At 35.6% G+C, this 21,549-nt stretch carries 25 protein-coding genes and 3 pseudogenes; 18 read left to right on the top strand and 10 right to left on the bottom strand.

Going from position 1 to position 21,549, the window contains the following annotated elements; translation table 11 throughout:
• Positions 1 to 43 precede the first annotated feature (43 nt).
• From ACZ5N5_RS06630 to ACZ5N5_RS06620, 3 genes and pseudogenes are all read right to left on the bottom strand, one after another.
• Positions 44 to 434: pseudogene (locus ACZ5N5_RS06630) on the bottom strand (NUDIX hydrolase).
• A 391-nt stretch (positions 435 to 825) separates the two neighbouring features.
• Positions 826 to 1,305 carry a GyrI-like domain-containing protein gene (locus tag ACZ5N5_RS06625; protein WP_464373505.1) on the bottom strand — a complete coding sequence of 160 codons (480 nt, stop codon included), beginning with the start codon at positions 1,303 to 1,305 and terminating at the stop codon, positions 826 to 828.
• Positions 1,306 to 1,607: 302 nt separating this feature from the next.
• Positions 1,608 to 2,498: a LysR family transcriptional regulator gene (locus ACZ5N5_RS06620; protein ID WP_054788153.1), complete on the bottom strand. Its 891-nt coding sequence runs from the start codon at positions 2,496 to 2,498 to the stop codon at positions 1,608 to 1,610.
• Positions 2,499 to 2,617: 119 nt separating this feature from the next.
• Between ACZ5N5_RS06620 and ACZ5N5_RS06615 the strand changes: the two genes are divergently transcribed.
• On the top strand, positions 2,618 to 3,274 hold the full coding sequence (locus ACZ5N5_RS06615) for a pyridoxine/pyridoxamine 5'-phosphate oxidase (RefSeq protein WP_464373504.1): 657 nt from the start codon (positions 2,618 to 2,620) through the stop codon (positions 3,272 to 3,274).
• A gap of 293 nt (positions 3,275 to 3,567) precedes the next feature.
• Here the strand turns inward: ACZ5N5_RS06615 and ACZ5N5_RS06610 are convergent, their stop codons facing one another.
• Genes ACZ5N5_RS06610 through ACZ5N5_RS06600 form a run of 3 tightly spaced genes read right to left on the bottom strand, consistent with a single transcriptional unit; the run spans position 3,568 to position 5,077 of the window.
• Entirely contained in the window at positions 3,568 to 4,005 is a 438-nt protein-coding gene (locus ACZ5N5_RS06610) for an SMI1/KNR4 family protein (protein ID WP_464373503.1), read from the bottom strand.
• A 14-nt stretch (positions 4,006 to 4,019) separates the two neighbouring features.
• Positions 4,020 to 4,298 carry a YesK family protein gene (locus ACZ5N5_RS06605; RefSeq protein ID WP_464373502.1) on the bottom strand — a complete coding sequence of 93 codons (279 nt, stop codon included), beginning with the start codon at positions 4,296 to 4,298 and terminating at the stop codon, positions 4,020 to 4,022.
• A 23-nt stretch (positions 4,299 to 4,321) separates the two neighbouring features.
• The gene (locus tag ACZ5N5_RS06600; RefSeq protein WP_464373501.1) at positions 4,322 to 5,077 is read right to left on the bottom strand and encodes a class I SAM-dependent methyltransferase; all 756 of its coding nucleotides are present in this window, start codon (positions 5,075 to 5,077) and stop codon (positions 4,322 to 4,324) included.
• A gap of 444 nt (positions 5,078 to 5,521) precedes the next feature.
• On the opposite strand from ACZ5N5_RS06600, the gene ACZ5N5_RS06595 reads away from it, so the two are divergent.
• From ACZ5N5_RS06595 to ACZ5N5_RS06530, 14 genes and pseudogenes are all read left to right on the top strand, one after another.
• Positions 5,522 to 6,022: a DUF4915 domain-containing protein gene (locus ACZ5N5_RS06595; RefSeq protein ID WP_054788155.1), complete on the top strand. Its 501-nt coding sequence runs from the start codon at positions 5,522 to 5,524 to the stop codon at positions 6,020 to 6,022.
• 5 nt (positions 6,023 to 6,027) lie between these two features.
• Positions 6,028 to 6,513 (top strand): hypothetical protein, encoded by a 486-nt coding sequence (locus tag ACZ5N5_RS06590; protein ID WP_464373500.1) that lies wholly within the window; start codon positions 6,028 to 6,030, stop codon positions 6,511 to 6,513.
• A gap of 32 nt (positions 6,514 to 6,545) precedes the next feature.
• Entirely contained in the window at positions 6,546 to 7,229 is a 684-nt protein-coding gene (locus ACZ5N5_RS06585) for a hypothetical protein (protein WP_277678855.1), read from the top strand.
• A 36-nt stretch (positions 7,230 to 7,265) separates the two neighbouring features.
• Positions 7,266 to 7,508, top strand: a complete 243-nt coding sequence (locus ACZ5N5_RS06580; RefSeq protein ID WP_054788158.1) for a hypothetical protein — start codon at positions 7,266 to 7,268, stop codon at positions 7,506 to 7,508.
• A gap of 19 nt (positions 7,509 to 7,527) precedes the next feature.
• Entirely contained in the window at positions 7,528 to 8,586 is a 1,059-nt protein-coding gene (locus ACZ5N5_RS06575; RefSeq protein WP_464373499.1) for a lysozyme family protein, read from the top strand.
• Complete coding sequence (locus tag ACZ5N5_RS06570; RefSeq protein ID WP_464373498.1) at positions 8,587 to 9,159, top strand: MerR type regulator; 573 nt, start codon at positions 8,587 to 8,589, stop codon at positions 9,157 to 9,159.
• A gap of 102 nt (positions 9,160 to 9,261) precedes the next feature.
• A complete protein-coding gene (locus ACZ5N5_RS06565; protein WP_054788160.1) occupies positions 9,262 to 9,606 on the top strand; it encodes a hypothetical protein in 345 nt (114 codons plus the stop codon).
• 214 nt (positions 9,607 to 9,820) lie between these two features.
• Positions 9,821 to 9,967 (top strand): hypothetical protein, encoded by a 147-nt coding sequence (locus ACZ5N5_RS06560; RefSeq protein ID WP_464373497.1) that lies wholly within the window; start codon positions 9,821 to 9,823, stop codon positions 9,965 to 9,967.
• A 16-nt stretch (positions 9,968 to 9,983) separates the two neighbouring features.
• Complete coding sequence (locus ACZ5N5_RS06555; RefSeq protein ID WP_464373496.1) at positions 9,984 to 10,268, top strand: AbrB/MazE/SpoVT family DNA-binding domain-containing protein; 285 nt, start codon at positions 9,984 to 9,986, stop codon at positions 10,266 to 10,268.
• Between the two features lie 216 nt (positions 10,269 to 10,484).
• On the top strand, positions 10,485 to 11,099 hold the full coding sequence (locus ACZ5N5_RS06550; RefSeq protein WP_464373495.1) for a hypothetical protein: 615 nt from the start codon (positions 10,485 to 10,487) through the stop codon (positions 11,097 to 11,099).
• Between the two features lie 76 nt (positions 11,100 to 11,175).
• A protein-coding gene (locus ACZ5N5_RS06545) for an IS3 family transposase (RefSeq protein WP_464373041.1) occupies positions 11,176 to 12,287 on the top strand; the annotation gives its coding sequence in 2 pieces (ribosomal slippage) (positions 11,176 to 11,425 and positions 11,425 to 12,287; 1,113 coding nt in all).
• 118 nt (positions 12,288 to 12,405) lie between these two features.
• Positions 12,406 to 12,729, top strand: a complete 324-nt coding sequence (locus tag ACZ5N5_RS06540) for a hypothetical protein (RefSeq protein WP_464373494.1) — start codon at positions 12,406 to 12,408, stop codon at positions 12,727 to 12,729.
• Between the two features lie 209 nt (positions 12,730 to 12,938).
• Positions 12,939 to 13,262 (top strand): hypothetical protein, encoded by a 324-nt coding sequence (locus ACZ5N5_RS06535; RefSeq protein WP_464373493.1) that lies wholly within the window; start codon positions 12,939 to 12,941, stop codon positions 13,260 to 13,262.
• Between the two features lie 426 nt (positions 13,263 to 13,688).
• Positions 13,689 to 13,793, top strand: a pseudogene (locus ACZ5N5_RS06530) (winged helix-turn-helix transcriptional regulator); the annotation flags it as partial.
• 385 nt (positions 13,794 to 14,178) lie between these two features.
• On the opposite strand, the gene ACZ5N5_RS06525 reads toward ACZ5N5_RS06530, so the two are convergent.
• Complete coding sequence (locus ACZ5N5_RS06525; protein WP_007085798.1) at positions 14,179 to 14,535, bottom strand: winged helix-turn-helix transcriptional regulator; 357 nt, start codon at positions 14,533 to 14,535, stop codon at positions 14,179 to 14,181.
• A 298-nt stretch (positions 14,536 to 14,833) separates the two neighbouring features.
• On the bottom strand, positions 14,834 to 16,069 hold the full coding sequence (locus tag ACZ5N5_RS06520) for an IS110 family RNA-guided transposase (RefSeq protein WP_054789366.1): 1,236 nt from the start codon (positions 16,067 to 16,069) through the stop codon (positions 14,834 to 14,836).
• Between the two features lie 382 nt (positions 16,070 to 16,451).
• On the opposite strand from ACZ5N5_RS06520, the gene ACZ5N5_RS06515 reads away from it, so the two are divergent.
• From ACZ5N5_RS06515 to ACZ5N5_RS06505, 3 genes and pseudogenes are all read left to right on the top strand, one after another.
• Positions 16,452 to 17,198, top strand: coding sequence for an SDR family NAD(P)-dependent oxidoreductase (locus ACZ5N5_RS06515; RefSeq protein ID WP_054789359.1), 747 nt, complete (start codon positions 16,452 to 16,454; stop codon positions 17,196 to 17,198).
• Between the two features lie 99 nt (positions 17,199 to 17,297).
• Complete coding sequence (locus tag ACZ5N5_RS06510) at positions 17,298 to 17,630, top strand: antibiotic biosynthesis monooxygenase family protein (RefSeq protein ID WP_464373492.1); 333 nt, start codon at positions 17,298 to 17,300, stop codon at positions 17,628 to 17,630.
• Positions 17,631 to 17,966: 336 nt separating this feature from the next.
• Positions 17,967 to 18,193 (top strand): annotated as a pseudogene (locus ACZ5N5_RS06505) (VOC family protein); the annotation flags it as partial.
• A gap of 1,074 nt (positions 18,194 to 19,267) precedes the next feature.
• Here ACZ5N5_RS06505 and ACZ5N5_RS06500 read toward each other — a convergent pair.
• Entirely contained in the window at positions 19,268 to 20,077 is an 810-nt protein-coding gene (locus ACZ5N5_RS06500) for an AAA family ATPase (RefSeq protein WP_035197641.1), read from the bottom strand.
• Complete coding sequence (locus tag ACZ5N5_RS06495; RefSeq protein ID WP_035197639.1) at positions 20,070 to 21,518, bottom strand: Mu transposase C-terminal domain-containing protein; 1,449 nt, start codon at positions 21,516 to 21,518, stop codon at positions 20,070 to 20,072. Before ACZ5N5_RS06495 ends, ACZ5N5_RS06500 begins: the two co-directional genes overlap by 8 nt.
• Positions 21,519 to 21,549 lie beyond the last annotated feature (31 nt).

Here is a 21,549-nt window from a genome sequence, read left to right as displayed (position 1 = left end):
CATCTATGTTCTTTGGCTGGTTGTATATCAGGATCTAGAAATGTTAAAACTCCTTATAGAATGGGTGACTATTTTCATCCAGACAGTATTCAATTCTTTGCCTAAAATTTCCTGCAGTCACCATTTCTAATGCTTGTTCAATCGGGTAAAATCCAACTTCCAAACTTTCTGATGAGGTTGTTAATTTCCCTCCTACTGGCTTAGCTAAAAATAATGTATTACAAATCGATTTTTTTACATTCTGAAAAATTCCACAAAACCTTAAATCTGCAATATCAATACCTGACTCCTCTTTAGTTTCCCTTATTGCAGCCTTCCTCCACTTGTCCACCTGGCATTTCCCATCCCCTCTTGGGTCCTTTGATTAATAGAATTTCCTTATCATCATTGTGTACAATTGTTGCAGCTGAAACAATGTGTTTTGGTGGTGTAATAATTGGTTCTCTTTTATCCAACAAAAATCCCTCCTTTTTCAACCAGTAATGTTGAATAATTTTCTAATTATCTTATAACGTTAACATATTATTCGACACATAATATTCGACTTCGTTTGCTTAAGTATAGTTTTTTTCAAACTCTATTTTTTCAATTCAACTAAATACTAATCTTATCGGTTATCCAACCTTCAATAAAATGTTTTAATGAAGCTGTAGCCCAAGTTCGACTATCATCCTCGTGACTCCATTCTATTATGTCAGTTAAAATTTATTGCTTTAGTGTAAGAAGTAATTGTAAAAATCAATATCACGTACAAGTTTATATATGATGGCATTACGGATCTATATCTAATTGCTTCTTCACATACAATGAACCCTAACCCCTTGTTTATTTTTTCTTTACAGGGAAATAAAGTTCAACAACATTGTCGGTGGCATTAGGACCTTTGAAACTTTCATCGGTATATTCAAAACCAAACGAATCTGCTAGTTCATAGCTTGAGTTTGGTAGCCATGTTTGATAAAAATGGTTGTACGCTTCTCCGAGTCCAGCCACATGACCCGTGTAGGTAATTACAGCATAAGTATGTGCAGGTATTGTCTTTCGTACAAAATCTTCGGGAAGTTCCCCGTGACTATTTACTTCTACCCCAGCGATCCATTGAAATTCATCAGTTGTGGGATTGTAATTAGGTGGATCAATAAACATTCCAAAACCACCTTTTCCACACATTATCCCCGCCAATTCACTTACCCTGTTTTCAAAAAAATCATTCATTAATTTTGGAATAGTCGAATTTGTTTTGGTATCTTCTAATGTGGTCGAAACGGACATTCCAGCAATCGTAAAAAGGCCTTTTTTCTCCATTCTTATCTCCATTTTCTGTTCCCAACCCCTTCAATTTTATTTCACTTAATGATCACTTAATTGGTTTTGTAATAGGTTCAAATTCTTCTGAATATGTCATCCTAACGTCACTTCCGATAGTACCTCCCTATCGTAAAAAGCAGCGTGTATATTCATGGTTAATTGTCTCCTCATTCACAGTCTATTTATCATAAAATATTATTAATATTAATTTGATTTCTTGTATTAGGGGCTTTTTTTAGTATAGAGGCTTTTTCCTATATAATGATCTAACAAGAAATTGATTCAGCTATAATTATTGATCAGGTATTTGCTAGTTCATCTTTTATCAGTGAAATAAAGTTAGTGGTGGTTGTTAAATATTCTTCATCACTTCTCGTACAAAGTCTTATCGGATGCTTAATAAAAAGATTTTTAACAAAAACTCTTCCAAGCTTACCGTTGTACAGGTCATTATCCACTGCAAGTGCAGAAACTAATGCAGCTCCGTAGCCAGCTTTGACAGCTTCAACAGATTCTCTCAGTCCCTCCATTTGGATAAAGGATTTCGGCATTTCGAGGTTAGCTGCTTCACACAAATTTATGACACTTCTTCTTGTAGCACTTCCTTTTTCACGTAAAATAAAAGGTTCGTTCATAAGCTCCTCAAGTGTAACTTCTTTTCCTGCTAATCGATGTTCACTCGGCACAATAAAAATAAGCTCATCGTCAAGTAAAGTGTGCGATTTAACCCCTTCTCCCTTCTTTTCACTATAAACAAAGGCCACATCTACAGAATAGTCCAGTAGTCGTTCAAAAGTCCAATCCGTGTTTCCTTTATACACTTGAACATCTACTAAAGGGTATTTTTGCTTAAATTTCACAATCCAACGTGGTAGGACTGTGCTTGCAGGTAATTGGGTTGAACATATACGCAAACTTCCTCGTTTTCCAGTGGAATAATCAGCCATCTTTGTTTCGATTTCTACCTCCAGAGCGAAGAGGCGTTTTGAATGATTAGCAAGTAATTCACCTGCCTCCGTTAATTGAATGGATCGTCCACTCGAGGTAATCAGCTTCATTCCCAATTCCTGTTCTAATTTGCGGAGCTGAGCTGTCACAGCAGGCTGACTAATTAAGAGACTCTCTGCTGCACGTGTAACACTACCGAATTTAGCTACTTGCGTGAATATACGCAACGCATGGAGATTCATCTTGACCCACTCCATTCATAAATAATATTGATGATTAAACAAAAAATATATATTAGATTTATTGAATGATTTCCTTTATTTTAGAATAAGAAGCTACTATTCGTAAAGGTGGGAGTAGGATGAAGAAGATAACAAAGGATTTATTAAAAGACTTAAAATCATTAGTCGGCCCTTTTCCAAAATTTTATCCAAAAAATTTGCCCGAATACCCGTCAGACTTATTCATAGAATGGTTGAACATCGCCATTGAGGAAGGGGTTCATGAACCTCATGCGATGACATTATCCACTGTTAACGAGAAGGGTGCTCCTGACGCCAGAGTATTGATCCTAAAGGATGTGAGCCGTAATAGATGGTATTTTGCAACATCGACCACAAGTAGAAAAGGGGAGCAACTGAAACGAAACCCAAATGTTGCCTTAACTTTTTATTGGTCGGAAATTGGCAGACAGGTTCGGATACGTGGTGTAACTTCTGAAATGTCAGCAGATGCGAGTGCAAAGGATTTTTTGGAAAGATCGGATGAGGCTAGGGCAGTCGCTTTAATCGGATACCAGAGTAACGAATTAATAAAACGCCAGACTTTAGATGATGCTTTATCAAAAATAAAGAAACTTGTAAAAGGAGCTCCTGATACAGTAAGCGCTAATTGGAAGTTGTACTCAGTCGCTGCAGACGAAGTTGAATTCTGGCAAGCGGATTCAGAGCGAAAACACGTTAGGGTACAATATCAGCGTAATGATGAACATTGGGGACATCGTTTGCTGTGGCCTTGACTCACAAATTCCTTTTAATTTAAGGAAGCTATAATGACAACTTACTAGGGGCTGTCCAATTAATTCCGTCCATTCATTTTAGCTCTATGCATGATAAAAGACTGGAAGAGTAGGTTATTTCCTACACAGAATCCAACATTGCCCAAAAGCTATTCCCACTGATTGCGGCCTTTAGTTAAAAATATTAATGGATACTAGAGTAGTGAGGCTACTCTTTTTTCTTATTACCTTTTCCTCCAATGTTCACGTGTAACTTAAATATTTACTAACAATCATATGTGAATAACCCAATCCTAAATACTAATTTCTCCAGTTATCCAACCTTCAATAAAATGTTTTAATGAAGCTGCAACCCATGTTCGACTATCATCCTCGTGATTCCAAACAAAAATATCGTTTCTTTCAATGGTTCCCTTTTTTACTATTGTATAACAAAATAAATCGCCATTACCCGCGTCTGAAAAAAAGAAAAGATGATCAAATGGCATATAAATAGTGTTATAATCTTCAAAGTTTCTATAAAAAAGATTGTCCTCAATAATTTGGGAAGTTGACCAAACTAAAGGACCATTCCATTCATCAAACACACCATTTGTTTCATTCAATAAAGCAGCTAATTCTTCTGGCAATTCAACATTTAATTCTTTTTGAATTTGAGAGATGTCACTCTTGGATGCAGGTTCTTTAAAGTGATGTTCATTCGAAATGGAACGAACGAATTCTTTCCACATATTATTCCTCCTATTTATCTATGTTGGTTAATCCTTCTTGCATTACTGTATGAAATAATGGTAAAAATCAATATTATAATACCTAAAACAGCATAGGAAGCTCCTTCAAAACCTCTAATATAAACACTTAATAACATCGCAATAACAAAAATGAATAAGCCAATAAATGCAGGAACCTTTGCGATGTAGGCACTTTTATTTTTTAGTATTTTCGTTAGAAACAACATTAGAATACCCATTGCAACCCCAATAATGATAGGAATAAACAATAACAAATAAACACCTCTATCCACTAGTAACTTTTAATAAGGCTCAATTACACTTGACCCAAATAGCTTCTTGTAATATTAGGAATGACTATGTTCCCATTGTTGCTATACTTTTCAAATAAATTAGATAATGCGAAAATAAAGGGATTATACTCCTTATCAGTCTTTTTTGGGGAATAGGAGGCTGATAAATACCTGCCTAAAAATCCAATTAAATTTAGTTGCAAGTCATTTCGAAAATTTTTGAAATCATACTTTCCATCTCTAAAGAAATCCTGAAATGGAATAGGAGTTTCCTCTATACCTCCACTAAAACCTTTAAAATTTGGGCAGTACTTTTGGCAAATATCAGCACTTTCCTTGTTTATATCACTTGCACCATCCCGACTATTCCATACAAGATTCACGTTCGCATCCTGTTTCAAAATCCGTTGACATTCTAATCTAAACTGCTCGATATCGAACCAGTGAAATGCCTGTGCTACTGTTATTAAATCTAAACTACTATCATTTAAGGTCGTTTTTTCAGCCACGGCATCAACCGAAATAAAATGGGAATCAGGCTTTAAAGTTTGTTCCGCTAGTGTTCTCATATCATCATTTGGTTCTACCCCGATAACAGTAAATCCTTTATCAAGAAGCTGCCTACTTAATATTCCAGTCCCCGAGCCAATATCTGCTATCATACAATTCTCATTTAAATCAGCTTCAGAAACTAAATATTCAATATATTCAGAGGGATAGCTGGGGCGATATTTTGCATATACTTCCGCTTTGTCTGTGAATTTATCTATTGATTTCATAAAAACGACTATCTCCTTTTATTTTCCATTTCTACTTGTATTAATTCTACTTCATTATTATGAATTCCTTCTCATGGATAAAGCTTCTGCGATTTTATCTCCAATAATGGAATGCATTATTCTTGAACCCATCATTCTCCTCCCCCTAATAAATAATCTTTTAAACAAGAAAACTCATATAATAACGCTTTCATTTCTGTGTAAAAGTTTTTACATTAAAATTGCTCCGTTAACTAAGGGTTAACTCTTAAATTCTAACATATTGTCCCAATTAAAATTATAAAAGATCATCAAAAATGATTAGGACCCTTTTCTTGCCTAAATCAAACAAAAATAAATACTTGTTCAATTAAAGCACCAGTTTGTTGAACAAGTATTATTTATTCTCCTTAAATGTCTTTCTCAAAATTTCATCAACTAACCAGAAAAGAAATGAGGCTATTAATGTTATTCTGGTTAGATGGCCATACATTGTATGTTTCGATGTTTTCCCCCTTTGGCAAATGGTTTATGCAGCCAATGAAGAAAAACGGTGCCATTATATCTATTGATTTAACAGATTTTGATCCTACCAGTAAGCTTCGTTTCACTCCGGAGCATCATGTCGTCGCGAAGGACCTGTATATGCCACACTCGGTAATGATGCATCAAAATGAATTAGCCTATTGTGACTCGATGTCCTTTCGTGCCGTAGTAGGGAGTGGTACCCCGATTCAGCTCCCTGGTTTTACACGTGGCCTTTGCATAACAGAGAAGGCAGTCTTTATTGGTCAAAGCAGGATGAGACATATCTTACGCATTCCTCACGAATTCTCGAATTGTACATTGGATGGAGGAATCTATGTCTATGATCCTCAATTTAGAATTTCACGCTTTATACCACTACCAGCGCTACAGGTCTATCAAATCATGGTCATTGGCTCAAATATTTTCAAAAAGGAGTAATGGGAATGAAGCAATTTGAAGAAGGAAAGAAGCTTTTTATGAAAGGTGTGGATGGAGATAAAAAGGCCGTTAAGCTCGCCTATCAAATTTTCTTAAAGCTACGTAACGCTGCTTCTCATAACGCGCAAGTGGAAGCCTATTATGGTAGCACTCTCGCACTTTTGGCAAGAGACGCCTCTCAGCCTCTTGAGAAGGCAGATAAGGCACAAGAAGGATTAGACGCCTTAAATCAAGCTATTTCAATGGATCCTAAAGACAAGGAAATTCGTATGTTACGCTCCAATGTTTGCTTACGTCTACCGGAATCTTTTTTCCAATGCTCGAAAACAGCGGTGGAGGATATCACCTTTCTACTAAATCACTATCAGAAGGACTCTAGCTATCTTACAAAAAACCAGGTAAAAGATTTAAAAAGGGATTTAAGAACAGCTTACGAGAATATGGGGAAGCCTGACGAAGCAGATCGTGTTCTAGAGCGCTACTCCAAGTAACGATCGAATATTAAAGAAAGGAGGAGAAGCGATTGGCAATGAGAAGTGAAGACGAGATAAAGACGGCTTATGCTCAAATTAATTCTCTATACAAGGATGCCGTAAATGGGGATGAAAAGGCTGTGCAAGCTCTGCATCAAACGCTCGAACAGGTGCGTTCTAACCATGCTAACATCCCTCTATTAAATGCCTATCATGGTAGCATCATGATTTTAATTGCTAGAGACAAAACCAATCCACTAGAGAAATTAAGGTGGTCGAAGGCAGGACTGAAGCTGTTAGATGATGCGGTAATTTTTTCCCCGCATAACTTCATGATCCGCTTATTACGAGGGAAAGCTGCCCATAAATTACCGGAAAAGCATTTCAACAGAGGACAAACAGCTATTGATGATTATACATTTTTGATCAAAAGTCATGGGCGTGGCGAAGGATTTCTTAATTCGAAAGCATATTGGCAGCTCATTTATGAATTAGGTGAGGTTTACTATCGAATGGGCCGTAATCAGGATGCTGGTATATGCTGGCGAAAGCTGAAAAATGAAACACAAGACCCAGCCTTTCAACGCCTTCTTTTGTCAAAATTAAAGCTAGTGGAAGGGAAGCCTGCTGTTGAGACTAGAACAGAGCCTGAAGGACCGTTTGCTAGTTTACTCAGAAGGATTGTTAATGAAGCCCAGAACCAAATCCCAGACAATTCCCAGCAAACAACTTAGGCAAAAGGGCGTACTAGAAGGGAGGTGAGGCGATAAATGGCAAATGATAAAGTAAAAAAAGTCATACAGGAAGCGAGAGAGTATTCAGAGCCGATTGTTACCGATGCATTAATGAAAGGCGTCACTCGGATAAGAACGGAAATGGATGATGTCGCAACTGATGAAGATCAGTCGTTGAAAATGTTCTTAAGAAAGATGGCGATTACCTTACGCAATGGTGCGGTGACATCAGGAAAGGAAATGCTGTCGAATGGATTAAAGAAAGACTCCTCCCAGTAGGTAGTTGACCTACTAAAAATTGGTCAAGCAGTCACCACCACATCATGTGGTTATTTCGTGCTGGATAAAAATCGGTATCGTGTTTATGTTATTACTGCTGGCAGAAAATTTAGTCAAGAATGAACCTGATTCTTTCATTGGGGATGGTGTCGCTAATGTTTCGGAACAGGTTCTACAATATAAGCCAACCGTTGAAAAGTATGCAGAGGAGTACGGTGTTGAGGAATATGTTGGGGTTATTCTTGCATTGATGATGCAGGAATCCGGTGGAAGTGGAAATGATCCTATGCAGGCATCAGAAAGCTACTGTGGTCGGGTCGGTTGTATAACCGATCCTGACGTTTCCATAGAGCAAGGTGTCAAATATTTTTCAGAGGTGCTAAAAAAGGCAAATGGTGATGTGAAACTTACCTTACAATCGTACAATTTTGGATTAGGATTTATTGATTACGTTAACGAACATGGGGGAAAATACACACAAGAATTAGCAATTAATTTTTCATCTATGATGTACGATGAATTAGCTCATACAGGCATTTATAGCTGCGTTAGACCTAAAGCTGTTCAATATGAAGCTTGCTATGGCGACATCTATTATGTTGACGCTGTTATGCAGTATTATAATTATTCCGTAACTGTTTCGGGAGATGGAGAATGGTCTTCTCCAATTGCAGGAGCAATGGATATTACATCGGGGTTTGGCTACCGTTCGGACCCATTTGATGGTTCTAATGAAATGCATAAAGGGATAGATTTCGGTTGTATTAGTCATGTTACCCCTATTTATTCCGCAAATGATGGAAGAGTTATATATTCACAGTTTCATACCAATAGAGACGGAACACCAGGATACGGCAATCTAGTCATGGTCCAACATGGGGAAAGTTTCATAACAGCTTACGCTCATATGTCTGATATCTCTGTAGAAAAAGGTGAAACGATAGAAAAAGGTCAACAAGTTGGTGTATGCGGAAATACTGGTAGTTCAACTGGACCTCATTTACATTTTGAATTGAAATCGGCATTGTGGGGTGGTCATCAAAACCCTATATCTTTATTTGGTGTAAAGGAGGAGTAAATGAATAAACAGGACTTCCTATTAAAAACGGTCATATTAATAGTTGCCATAGCAGTCATTATTGGTACATGGTTCGGTTTTAATACAATCGATCAGCAAGCAAGTAAAATTGATAAATTAGAAGAAAGCATAGAACGTCAAAAAGATCAGATTAGCTTTTTAGAAAACACCAATCAGGAGAAAACACAGGAATTTCAGGAGTCCGAAAGTAGGAGAATTAATGAATCTGTTAATGTTTTTCTTCAAGCAGTTTTCCACGTTCAAAAAGATAACTTTGAAGAAAGACGTTCTAATGCGAAAAGTATTTTAACGCAAGATATGTTTGAAAGGATTTTTCCGACTGATGAACAGCCAGAAAAACTTTTGTATGAGTATGATCTTGGGGACGTTAGGATTTACACAAGGGTTGACAGTAAAAGCGCAAATGCATATGTCGTATTCAATCAAACGATTGAGAATTTAGCCAATAATGAAGAGAATGAACACCGAATGACGATTGAGGTATTTCTTCAGAAAGAAGGAGAAAACTGGATAGTTAATAAATTTCAACAAATCAATGCGGAACCTTTATAGAGGTTGCTGAGAAACGCTCTCTGACGCAATTATCTTTTGTTCCATAAAGAGTTGGTCATCTAATTACGTCAGAGAGTCGTATAACAAAGAGGAGGGAAAAGAATGGATTCTAAAACCATTGCAAAAGGTATACGACGATATGAACTAGAAGAAAGTAGCTCATTTTTCCTCTTAGTTGAAACTTTCATTTGTTCAGTAATGATCAGAGTGTATTTTGAATCATGGGCGTATTTTGGGTTATCTTTACTCTTTTTCTTTGCTGCTTCTATCATTCGACCATTAGCACTTATTGTCAGTATTGTTTTTAGTTTGTTTTGGGCTATGATTGGTGTTGTAATCGGAATGGCTTTCTTAGAGTCCTTTATTGTTGCAATTCTTTTTGCTGTTATTGCCTTTGTCAGTTCGTTAGGTTTACATATTAGTGGATACGAAGGTCTTAAGGTTTAAAGTAATTAACCTATTCCTTTAAGTAGTTATTTTCAGAGATATCTAATAAAGGCGATATAAACCTGAAAAAACGGACGAGAGAAATTTACCCTGGATTTATTATAAGGTAACATCCACCAAAAAATATTTCCAAAATTACCAAAAAACCATATCCTTTGACCTTTTTTGTACTATACTTGAAACAAATACCTTTGCCCTATAGGTGGGATTACACATGATGACTCCTGGAATAGAAGTTCTTTATAAGAATGCTATTTATAAGATTTTGTTTGTGTATGAATCGGGTTTTTGTGAAATTGAAAAAGTAGGAGAAGCTCTTAAAATAGAATTGGTAGATATCGATGAATTGAAACCTTTATAAGAAAGAAGGGAAAATCATGAAAAGTACAGGAATAGTAAGGAAAGTTGATGAATTAGGGAGAATAGTTATTCCAATCGAGTTACGAAGAGGTTTAGGTGTTGAGGTAAAGGATCCAATAGAAATTTTTATCGACGGAGACCGGATTATTTTAAAAAAGTACAGCCCTCATATGGCTTGTGCCATCACAGGAGAAGTATCATCTAGCAACAAGGTTTATGGAGATGGGAAAGTTGTTTTAAGTCCTAAAGGTATTGAAATGCTAATAAAGGAATTTGAGGATCAACTAGAAGTAAGTTTATAAGCAAAGTCGAGGAAGCAATGGCATTAAAAAAGTCAGATAATACAAAGTTATTAAATGAAAATAGGAACGATTGATCGTGTGCAGGGGAACTTTAAAGGATAATAATACATAAAATCTAATTAAAATCGAAAGACGTTTATCTTAAAGGAGAACGTCTTTTTATGATTTCGCTATATTTAAAAATCCATATTTCTATCATAACTTAAGGGGGATATAATGATCTGGCCAAGAGAAAAAGCAAATTTTGAATTTGTAGAAAAAAATAGTGGTTATGTTTTAAAAGTAAAAAATTCTTTTAATATCCAAGAGGAGTTTTATTTATATTCTGAAAATTTTTTGTCAGCTGCAAACTTATTGATAAATCATGCATTAAATACAAATGAAAACAGAAAAAAAGACTTTTGGCTCTTTGGGATAGTTTATTTATACAGACAAAGTTTAGAACTTTTATTAAAGTCAATATCCTTTAAATACTTAACCGATTTAGATGATAGAAAAGAATTTATCGGTAAGGTCAGACACCATTTAAAGGATGCCTATGATGAAATAAGTATAATGGTAAAAAAAGATGGTATTTCTTTAATTGAAAGAGAAAATAAATGGTTAGATAAATATTTAACAGATATTTCAAAGCTCGATGAACAGTCTGATATGTTTAGGTATCCATTTAATTTTAAGATGACAAGGTTTTTTAAAGAGCAAACCCATATCAATTTACGTGGTTTGGGTATAAATATGAATACAGCTTATAAGATGATTTCCGGTATGTTATCTACAGACAAGGAGGGATTTAAACAAGATAGTTCAATAGAATATAAACCTATATTCTGAATCGGTTACACTTAGTTGGACAAGTTAGTTAAGGTCAGTTAGACTTGGTTCAAATACAAACCGAGGAGCGTTTAAAATGACCAAAAGAGCGAGAAGAACTTTTTCAAAAGAATTCAAAGAGCAAATGGTAAAGTTGCATGCCTCCGGTAAACCCCGCGCGGAGATTATTAGAGAATATAAATTGACACCTTCTTCTTTTGATAAGTGGGTTCGCCAGTATCATGATAATGGATCGTTTCAGGAAAAAGACAATCGCACACCGGAACAAGAAGAGTTAATCAAACTTCGGAAAGAAAATCAAAAACTGGCCATGGAAAATGACATTTTAAAGCAAGCCGCGCTGATCATGGGACGAAAGTAGATGTGATCCGCAATAACCGTCACAAATACTCAGTATCAGCAATGTGCGGCGTCCTGCAAATTGCCAGAAGTACGTACTATTATGAAGCTAAGACTCGTGATGACCAAGAGGATGAATTAATCGATCTGATTGTGGACATTTTTAAGAAAAGTCGCCAAAATTATGGTCAACGAAAGATAAAAGTGGAGTTGAAGAAGCTTGGCTGGACCGTGTCCCGACGTCGGATCGGACGAATCATGAAAGAACAGGGACTTGTTTCTAAATATACCGTCGCTCAATTTAAGCCGTCCCAATCATCCTGTAACGAGTCAGAAGCAGGAAATATGCTTAATCGAGAGTTTGACCAGGACCAGGAACTAAAGGTAGTCGTAAGTGACTTAACCTATGTAAGAGTTGGGCAGAAATGGCATTATATTTGCGTGTTAGTAGATTTATATAATCGTGAAATTATTGGACACAGTGCAGGTCCTCACAAAAGTGCTGCCTTAGTTCAACGTGCCTTTGCATCCGTCCCATACAATCTACATCAGCTTGAATTGTTTCACACCGATAGAGGAAGTGAGTTTAAGAACCAGTTGATCGATCAGGCATTAGAAACGTTTGGCATCGAGCGCTCACTAAGCGAAAAAGGAACACCCTATGACAATGCCGTGGCAGAAGCTACTTTCAAAACCATCAAAACAGAGTTTGTCAAAGGGGCTTATTTTACTGACCAATACGAACTGGACCTTGAACTTTTTGATTATGTTCACTGGTTCAACCACATTCGAATTCACGGATCATTAAATTATTTAACACCGACTGAATACAAGTTAATCAACCTTTAAAAATTTGTTCGATTTAGTGTTGACATACCAATTCCTTATAGACGGAGGGAGTTATTATGATCAAGGTGTAATTTGGAAGGGCTTTAATAATGACTTTTATCCGTATATTGAGGGTTATATGGAAAGTGCTAATTATTTACGTGAAAAAATAGTTGGAAATAAAAAAGATTATCTTTTTCTTCCAATGTGTTATATGTATAGAAATGGAATTGAATTAGCATTAAAAAGAATTTTAGTTGAAGACTGTCAATTTGATTCAAAAACCGTTTTCAAAAAATTAAAGAATAAAAAACATAGCATAGAAGGACTGTGGAATGTAATAAAGGATCATATTAGATTACGTGCAAATGCTACGGATGACGATACAACTCTTATTGATGTTGAGCTTTATATTAAACAATTGCACAATTTAGATTTTACATCAACCTGTTTCTGGCATTAAAATGATGTAGGTTTTGGCAGTATGTTTATTAATCATTTTGAATCATTACTCAACAATAAATTGTATATATGCTTATATTTATACACAATGGTTAAACATTGCTTATTGTAGTAACGGGGCAGATTAACGCAATATAATAACAATCAGATACATAGATATTTTGTGTTTGGGGAAACTAACCTAAAAACTCGAAATGTTAGGGTGTGTTTATGAAAAGTAACATTTGCATTATGTTAATTATTTCTTGTATTTTATTTTCTCCAAAGATTGGTGGGTCAGTCTTTGCAGCTTCAAACGATAAATCGCCGACTTATGAGGAAACCCTTTTTGAAATAGGTTATCAATCGGTTGAAGAAGCTTTAAAGGCTTTTGAACATCAATCCAAACAAAGCTTGAAGTTACCCGTAAAAGTTCCCCCTTTAACTTTTACACATTATCTTGGAAGGTTTAGTAATTTAAATCATTCTTTTGAGGTTAAATTCTTAAATGATAAAACTGCTGAAAATCATTATTTTATTCGTATTAATTCCTAAATAGCTATAAGCTAAAAAATGGAAATAAAGCCATTTATACAACGATATCGGGATTTAATGTACTGGTTTTTGAAAGAGATAATTGGCAATATATGCTTAATGTTGATAAAAGAGTCTCTGATAAAGTGACTCCTCAAACTTTAGTTGAAATAGCTAATTCTATTGATTATTCACCTAAAAATAAAAAGTAGTTTCTTCAACGGGTGCAAGAGATTAAGATCCAGTTGCCATTTCGTCGGCTTATTTTTATTGCACTAAATGGCAGGATAGTTGAATAAGGTTAGTCATGATTAGGAGTATTTTACTTTGAATATTGAACTAGTTGAAATAAATAGAAAGTAGTTTATTCGAAAGCGAAAAGGACTATTATTTGGTATTATATACCTTGACTACTATCGATAATAAATCAGAGGAGAATAGATGAGAAAAATACCTCCTAAAGTAGAATACAGCCTTACAAATAAAGGAGAAACGCTATTACCTGTTTTAGAACAGTTATGTGAACGGGGAGAAAAAAACCGTAATAATTAACTTCTTTTGTATAGATAATGAGAACCCATTTGGAAACAGAGTGAGATTAATTCAGTATTTTATATAGAGAACAGAAAACAGTTACCTAATTGGTAACTGTTTTCTGTTCTAATAGTCGTGCCAGTAATCCTGTAGTAAAAAGTAAAGAAGTTCTACTTATGTTACAACAGGGCAGAATCCCTATAATAAATGGGTTAGCGTCAGGAAAATTCGGATTTCAACGTAAGTAGATTCCAAGGACGCTACCCCCGTTTTTAACTACATTAAGGAAGCTTTAATGGTCTTAAAGAATCAGTCGAGGCCATCTACTTCGAATTAAAATGGCCAAATCTTAGTACAACAATAAAATACCTTACATATAAGGTGTTATAAGTTGGTTTCCTCATTAAGAAGCCTCTTCTGGTTGTGCGATTTCAAATTCACCTTCTGCATACTCTTGCTCCGCATAATGGCTTCCCCATTGACAGAGCTCCTGCAAGATAGGTTTAAGAGATTCTCCAAGTTCAGTGGATGAATATTCAACCTTCGGTGGTACTTGATTATACATCTTTCTGCTCACAAGTCCACTGTCTTCAAGCTCTCTAAGTGTTTGAATCAGCATTTTCTGAGTTATATTTGGGACAATGCGCTTTAATTCACTCGTTCTCTTTGGTCCATTCATTAAAAAGTATAATACAAGACCTTTCCATTTTCCGCCAATAACTTCCTTTGTCACTTCAAAACCACAACTAAATTTTTTCAAGTCTAAACCTCTCCATTCCACATTTATTACTTTTTAGTTACTATATCACAAAAAAGTGGGTACTTCCGTTAATGTGCTTACTGAGGGATACTATATCTTGTAAGTTGTTCTTCAAGTACTTAAAGGTATTAGACATAAAATAAAATTAATTCTAAAGACCTGCGGTAATATGTCAAGATACAAAATAAAAAAGATTTAGATATCAAGGTGCAATTTTGTTAAAAAAGGCAATAGGAAACTAGACCATTAATCAAATGTAAATTAATGGTAATTACACAAGGGTTGTAGAAGCTACTTTCTAAGCTTCATGTTTCACGCTCCCTTGTGGCGTGTAGATTTGATGGTTGCGTAGTAGCGCATCCACCAAACGCACTAATTTTCTAGCGGTTAAGACGAGTGCTCTTTTATGTTGGTGTTTCGGTACTTCACGGTATTTCTTCTCGTAATAAGCTTGGTATTCAGGTACATGCCTTCTCACCGAGTTGGCGGCTTCAACAAGGTAATAACGCAAATACTGATTCCCGTTACGAGATAAGGAAGTATCATCTGCCGTAAACCTGCCTGATTGGTGTTTTCGCCAGTATAGTCCTGCATATTTGGCTATTTTGGCCTCTGCTTCAAATCGTTCAATCTGACCGATTTCTGCGATGATACCAGCAGCGAATACAGGTCCAATTCCGGGTGTGGATTGCAGGGTATTGGGTAAGCCAGCCATGATTTTAGTGATCGCTTTATCGATTTGCTTGATTTGTGCCTTCATGGTGCGAATCAGCTCAATAATAGTGCCCAAGATGAGATCAATCGAGTCTTCCACTACCTTATCCAAACGATAGGAAGAACGTACTGCTTTTTGAATGGACTTGGCCACTTTTTCAGGGTCGTGAAAACCATTTTTACCTTTGGTTTGGAGGTAATCAGCTAGGTCTTCGATCGACATCTGAGCGAGTTCTTCCAGGCTATATTTTTCAAAGAATAAGTCCATCATAGCTTGTCCAAACACGGAAGATTCGACGTTTTCTTGAAACGTATTACACTTATAACTCAAGTGTTGAAGAAAATGTTGCTTTTCTTTGGTCATCTGATGTACGAGTTGGTAGCGAGAGCGTGTCAACTGTTGTAGGGCAACGTATTGACTCTCTTTGACCACCGACATCGATAAACGACCAAATCGTAAATAATCGGCAATCACAAATGCATCAATCTCGTCGGTCTTGTCCATGTCTGGATAACTCTTTTTGAAGTTGGCAATCTGTTTTGGATTCATCACAAATACTTGTGCACCAAGCTTACGGAGCTCTTCATCCTGATGAAAAAACATCGCTGGATGAAAACTGTACACGGAAGTGGATTCTAAGCCAATCTTTAATACTTCCACAGATTGTCCATCCATGGTACGAAAAATAGCTTCACGTAAAGCAGTAGCACCAGGTAAATCATTCGACACGGTGAAGGAAGATAACTTTACACCTTCACTATCTAACAAACAAACCTTGATATCAAAAGAACTAACATCTAATCCGACAAATAATCGCATGGGGAATTCCCCTCCTTTCTAAATTAGAATCATTGGAACCTATCTTGGACGCCTCGGGATATCCCTAGTGTGAACGCCGATCAACAACCTCGTGTATCAGTACTATCTCTGTATCGAAAGCCGCCTTGGAGCTACTACCATCCAAGTTCGAGGGACAGAGTGCACAGCCTGCGAGTAGGAAGGTCTGCACGTACACTGGGAAACAGTCTTTAAATGTGGTTAGCCACAGGAGATGACAGAATTGTCCCAAATGATCCTTAAGACCATTATCTAGGAACATCACAAGACGTCCAAGTGTTTTTTGAAATTTATTGCAGGTCAAATGAGGAAAATAGTGAGTCCAACAGATGGGCTTAAATATAATATACGAGGAGTGTTAAGTATGGGTAAATTTGAAGGTAAAATAGCGCTTGTAACGGGTGGAACAAGTGGGATTGGTCTTGCTACAGCACAAAAGTTTGTAAACGAAGGTGCATATGTTTATATCACGGGACGCAGACAAAACGAACTTGATAAAGCTGTTAACCAAATTGGTAAGAACGTAACCGGTGTACAAGGGGATATTTCTAAGCTTGAAGACTTAGACAAACTATATGACCTTATAAAGCAGGAAAAAGGTAAGTTGGACATTCTTTTTGCTAATGCAGGAATTGGAAACTTCCTTCCATTAGGTGGAATTACTGAAGAGCAGGTTGATAGAACGTTCGACATTAACGTTAAAGGAACCATCTTTACTGTTCAAAAAGCGTTATCACTATTCCCGAACAAAGTAGGTTCTATTATTGTAACAGGCTCTACTGCTGGTTCAATTGGCAACCCAGCGTTTAGTGTATATGGAGCATCTAAAGCAGCATTAAGAGCACTAGTTCGCAGCTGGATTCTTGACCTAAAAGGTACTGAAATCCGTGTAAATGTGGTTAGTCCAGGAGGTATTCTTACACCTGCATACGATGAGCTTTTTGGTGATGCACTTGAAGAGATACTGGAAAATAGCAGAAATACTGTTCCAGCTGGAAAAGTTGGGACACCTGAAGAAGTAGCAAACGTTGTATCTTTCCTTGCTTCAGACGAAAGCAGTTACTTGACGGGTGCTGAATTATTCGTAGATGGCGGGCTAGCACAGGTTTAATTTCACTGCGCAGAGATTACAAATAGTCCCGAAAAAAGGTTAATGGGGAATGGTGTAACGGAATCGCCGCAAAATATAAAATTTATAGGAGGAGTCAATATGACCAATCAACAAGTTCAACTCAATATTCGTTTTAAGGCTAAACCAGGGAAGAAAGAAGAATTCCGCAAGGAGCTATTTTCCCTAATTGAGGAGATGTCATCCGAAAAGTCATTTATTAGCGCTATTGTTTCGGATAATCTGGACCAACCGGATGAACTGCTCATTTATGAAACATGGAAAGGCACGAGAGATAGCTGGCTTGATGAAGAATTTATTAAACCATACCGCAAGGATTACGAAGTAAAACTGGATGATTTAATTGTGGAAAGAAGCGTTAGCTGGTTGCAACCTAACCGTGAATGGGGAAGCCATATAACGAATGCATATTAATTTTTATAAATGAGAAATAGCATCTACAGCTGTACAAATGGGCTTATCTTTTAAACATATAACAATTAGTTCGACCATCGCTAACGCGCTGGACATGAAAGAAAATTAATGATTCCTATATTCCTAATTACAGTAGAGTGAAAGGAGATTAATCATTTACTTCTCACATTGAAAGTGGCATCTTATCATTAATTATTTTTCAAATACTTGATAAAAATAATTGTAAAATATTTCCTGATTTTATGTGTTTAAATTATTTGTTTCCTGTAATAATTATGATTATCTGATGGAGCAAATAAGTGATTCATTGATATTACTTCTTCCGATTATCTCTAGCTTTTGCTCGAGCCTAATAACCATCCAGCCGCTAAAGAGTATCAAAGAAACTGTTTGCCGAAGGCATCCCAGTAACAATGTTTGGCCTTGCAGATATTCGTAAAGAGTACGAACGATTATTGGAAAACGGCGTGAAGTTTACAATGGAGCCGACAAAAATGGGCGAAGTCACAATAGCTGTCTTCGACGATACATGCGGCAACCTTATTCAGATAATGCAGGAGTAAACTTTATTTATGGTAGAAAAAGTTATGCAATAAAGTTTTTTTATAAACAATTTAACAACAACTTTATGTTACCCCTGTCTTAATTTTAGGACAGGGGTATCCATTTTTAAGGTTTAAAATTTATGACAATGTGAATAATTTCACTTAAACTAACGGGTGCTTTAGTACCATAAGGAATAAAAATATAGAGCCTGAAATATGCAAGTTTTTATGCACTACTTGCTTTTTTTGGCTCTATTTACATTCATAAAACATACTGCCGTTTATAGCATTTTTTAATTGCCAAATACACATCAACCAAATTTAGATATCCGATTGATAAATCTTTAAATTTACATTTCAAAAAAGAAAAGCAATTTGATGTAATTAATGTATCTTTATGCTTTAATGAACTATTTGGATTTTTAGATGCTGTCGATGGTATGCTATCTTCACAAAATGAAGCTCTAGCAGAAATGGCGTGGGAAGCACAACAAGATTATGATCATTATTAATTTAATACCTTTTGGAGAGTTACTTATATTCGTTCGTAAATGTGGGTTTTTCGAACAATCGTTCATTAAGGATTGTTGTTCAATAATTACAATACATAAATAAAGAAGAGTCACTTTTAAAAAAAGCGACTCTTCTTTTAGCTATATATTTATATAGCTAATTACGGTGCTCAGAAACAGAAAAAAATCTCTAAATGTAATTGTTTCAAATGAAATCCAGATATTAAGAGATATCCTTATCTTCATTGCCAGATCCACCCTTTAGAGGAGGGCGTGTTTACGTAGTATGTATGCGCTACGTGCCACCTCCGACGAATCTACCGGCATTGGTAATACATTTGGGATACAGTAGAACAAGGCATACATAATCCACTACATCCTAAGATTAACAATGTACTAAGATTATAACATTTTATAATTTGAAAGAAAGGTGCTTTGTTTAAGTGTTATAACTTAAAAGTTTTGACACTATTTATCTAATACTGTCACTTTGAACGGTATTTTGCGCATATTTTAAATACTATTTTGCACGAGATGAAATATAAAAATCTATCTTCATGTAAAAGATAGATTTTAATAATTACTTGATTCCGATAACTAAACTGTCTCGTGCAGCTTCAACAACTTCTGTTGTAATGGTTTCAAGATTATTAATTTCAAGTATCCTTTCAATCTGGGTGAAGAGTCTTTGTATAAGCCTGAAGTTTCCTCCAGTAATCTTAATAATACTAGTTATTGCTTCGTAATCAGAAAAATCTTCAAGTTTTATAGAAAGTCCTAACTCTTCCCATTTATACTCCAAAATATGATGAGCTTCATCTTTACTGAGTTTATCAAACTCATGGGCAAATCCAATTCTGGAATAAAGTTGAGGATATCGAGCTAATCTTTTCTCAATTCCAGGCATTCCGATCAATATCATTGCTAAGTCATTTCGATCATATAAATCCCTTAGTTGTTCCAAATTTTGCACTTTTAATCGATCTATTTCGTCAACAATTATAAGATCAATATCTTCATAAGTATCAGTAGAATATTCTTCTTCCCCTCCGTTATTTACCTTATAAATAGCTTTAGTCATACCCATTTTACCACCAATAATACTAATTTCGTCAGTCATTTTAGTAGCACGTATTGCTGGCGCTGTATAAAAAATTGTTCTAGCTTTAAGAATCCTTTCATCTGTATCTAAACCAATTTTTTTCTTATATTTATAATCTATTTGTTTTTCGATATAATCCCAGTTTGAATAATATCTTGAGGATAACGTTTTTCCTACTCCCGGTAGTCCGTAACAAATTCCTATATATTTATATTTGATACAAGCATCACAAAACTCTGCAAATCTTTTATACTCTTTTGTTTCAATAAACTTCTGTGATTTATTCATTGAAATACCTCTTGAGTTTTGACTTTTTAGAATCAGATTTATTCGACTTGTTCTCCAAATCTTTTTGCTGTGATAAAGCAATTTCTTCTGCAACAGTTCTTCTGGTATCAATTTGCTTATTGAGATTTTTACGCACCTTATTTCGTGCGGAAACAATATCTTTTAAATCTACTTGGTAATCAGATATCTCAGGGGAAATAGCAGTACATAAGTATTTGTCTTGATAGAACACTCGAATCTCTGCAATATCCCTTGGATCATAACGAATAATGACTGTTTCACCAATATATGCAGCTAGATTTGTATCTATATACCTTAAACCTTGGAAGTGAATACCATCCGAATGAACCTTCCTCGGTTTTGCTACATTTAACAATAATAAATCTAGGCTTTCCAAACTATCTGGCATATTGGGGAGGAATCCAGAATTATTCCAAGCTTTGATGGGTTCTTTTTTTGTTGTACCGTGAACCCTATGATGATAATTATATATAATGAAATTTGATAATTTATCATCAAGTTCTTTAAGAGTAAGAAGAGCAGGGCTGTGCTGATTTCCAATATATCCAGGTAAATCTTGTAGAAACAACTGATTAATAGTTAAAAAGAATCTTTCAATTTTCCCACGCCCTCTTGGAACTCCTACTGTAGAAAAAACAAGATTAATTTTTAAATCAATTGCTACTTGTTCCAAATGATTGGAGGTAAAGTCACTTCCATGATCTGTATAAAACTTTTCAGGGATACCACATATTTGCCAATCGGGGTTTCTTTTTCTCCATATTGCTTGGTGCAAAACTAAAGATGTTTGTATAGCAGACGGGTCTTGAAAAGTTAAAAAATATCCAGCAACTGCTCGACTATAGTCATCTAAAATAATTGTTAGCCAAGGTCTTTCCGGTTTTCCCTTTTCATTTAAAACAATTATATCTAATGGGGTATGATCAGCTTGCCAAATTTGATTAGGATAACTAGCCTCTCGTCGGTGAATTAAATCATAAGTGTTTTGATATTCTTTTTTTCCTTCATAAGCTAGTTTTTTTAGTCCTTGTGATAAAGACTTTGAAATAGCATAAACCTGATAGTAACTGGGTTGCTTCCAATTATTCTTTTTGCATGTCTCACAAATCTTCCTATGAATAGAAGTGACTGAATTTCTTTTGTGACTAAGTATTAAATTCTTAATCTCTTCTTGTACTTCATTTTCCACTTTAAATATTCCAGAATCTGTTCGACTCTTTCGAATCAATCCAATTAATCCAAATTGCTGATACTTACTAACCCAATAGTGAAGTGTACGTTTTGAAACACCAGATTCCTCAGCAATAGCTTTCAAGTTTTTCTCACGGTTAATATATGGCTCAATTAACCTGTATTTTTCCATAGCTATTTGTCTCTGCTCTTCTGAATACGAAGTCAATGATGGAAGTTCTTTTCCCATATAGAAACAGCTCCTTTTAATTAATGAAGCT

It is taken from the genome of Gracilibacillus sp. JCM 18966, from assembly GCF_055392695.1.
Note: the sequence above shows the minus strand (reverse complement) of the source record. Positions and strands in the feature narration are given on the sequence as shown.

Bases quoted from the DNA above. Each gene is read 5' to 3' on its own strand.
- ACZ5N5_RS06510 (WP_464373492.1), top strand. From the start codon at position 17,298: ATGACCAATCAACAAGTTCAACTCAATATTCGTTTTAAGGCTAAACCA.
- ACZ5N5_RS06515 (WP_054789359.1), top strand. From the start codon at position 16,452: ATGGGTAAATTTGAAGGTAAAATAGCGCTTGTAACGGGTGGAACAAGT.
- ACZ5N5_RS06560 (WP_464373497.1), top strand. From the start codon at position 9,821: ATGATGACTCCTGGAATAGAAGTTCTTTATAAGAATGCTATTTATAAG.
- ACZ5N5_RS06500 (WP_035197641.1), bottom strand. From the start codon at position 20,077: ATGAATAAATCACAGAAGTTTATTGAAACAAAAGAGTATAAAAGATTT.
- ACZ5N5_RS06520 (WP_054789366.1), bottom strand. From the start codon at position 16,069: ATGCGATTATTTGTCGGATTAGATGTTAGTTCTTTTGATATCAAGGTT.
- ACZ5N5_RS06595 (WP_054788155.1), top strand. From the start codon at position 5,522: ATGTTATTCTGGTTAGATGGCCATACATTGTATGTTTCGATGTTTTCC.
- ACZ5N5_RS06620 (WP_054788153.1), bottom strand. From the start codon at position 2,498: ATGAATCTCCATGCGTTGCGTATATTCACGCAAGTAGCTAAATTCGGT.
- ACZ5N5_RS06600 (WP_464373501.1), bottom strand. From the start codon at position 5,077: ATGAAATCAATAGATAAATTCACAGACAAAGCGGAAGTATATGCAAAA.
- ACZ5N5_RS06615 (WP_464373504.1), top strand. From the start codon at position 2,618: ATGAAGAAGATAACAAAGGATTTATTAAAAGACTTAAAATCATTAGTC.
- ACZ5N5_RS06540 (WP_464373494.1), top strand. From the start codon at position 12,406: ATGGAAAGTGCTAATTATTTACGTGAAAAAATAGTTGGAAATAAAAAA.
- ACZ5N5_RS06495 (WP_035197639.1), bottom strand. From the start codon at position 21,518: ATGGGAAAAGAACTTCCATCATTGACTTCGTATTCAGAAGAGCAGAGA.
- ACZ5N5_RS06565 (WP_054788160.1), top strand. From the start codon at position 9,262: ATGGATTCTAAAACCATTGCAAAAGGTATACGACGATATGAACTAGAA.
- ACZ5N5_RS06570 (WP_464373498.1), top strand. From the start codon at position 8,587: ATGAATAAACAGGACTTCCTATTAAAAACGGTCATATTAATAGTTGCC.
- ACZ5N5_RS06555 (WP_464373496.1), top strand. From the start codon at position 9,984: ATGAAAAGTACAGGAATAGTAAGGAAAGTTGATGAATTAGGGAGAATA.
- ACZ5N5_RS06590 (WP_464373500.1), top strand. From the start codon at position 6,028: ATGAAGCAATTTGAAGAAGGAAAGAAGCTTTTTATGAAAGGTGTGGAT.
- ACZ5N5_RS06535 (WP_464373493.1), top strand. From the start codon at position 12,939: ATGAAAAGTAACATTTGCATTATGTTAATTATTTCTTGTATTTTATTT.
- ACZ5N5_RS06580 (WP_054788158.1), top strand. From the start codon at position 7,266: ATGGCAAATGATAAAGTAAAAAAAGTCATACAGGAAGCGAGAGAGTAT.
- ACZ5N5_RS06550 (WP_464373495.1), top strand. From the start codon at position 10,485: ATGATCTGGCCAAGAGAAAAAGCAAATTTTGAATTTGTAGAAAAAAAT.
- ACZ5N5_RS06610 (WP_464373503.1), bottom strand. From the start codon at position 4,005: ATGTGGAAAGAATTCGTTCGTTCCATTTCGAATGAACATCACTTTAAA.
- ACZ5N5_RS06625 (WP_464373505.1), bottom strand. From the start codon at position 1,305: ATGGAGAAAAAAGGCCTTTTTACGATTGCTGGAATGTCCGTTTCGACC.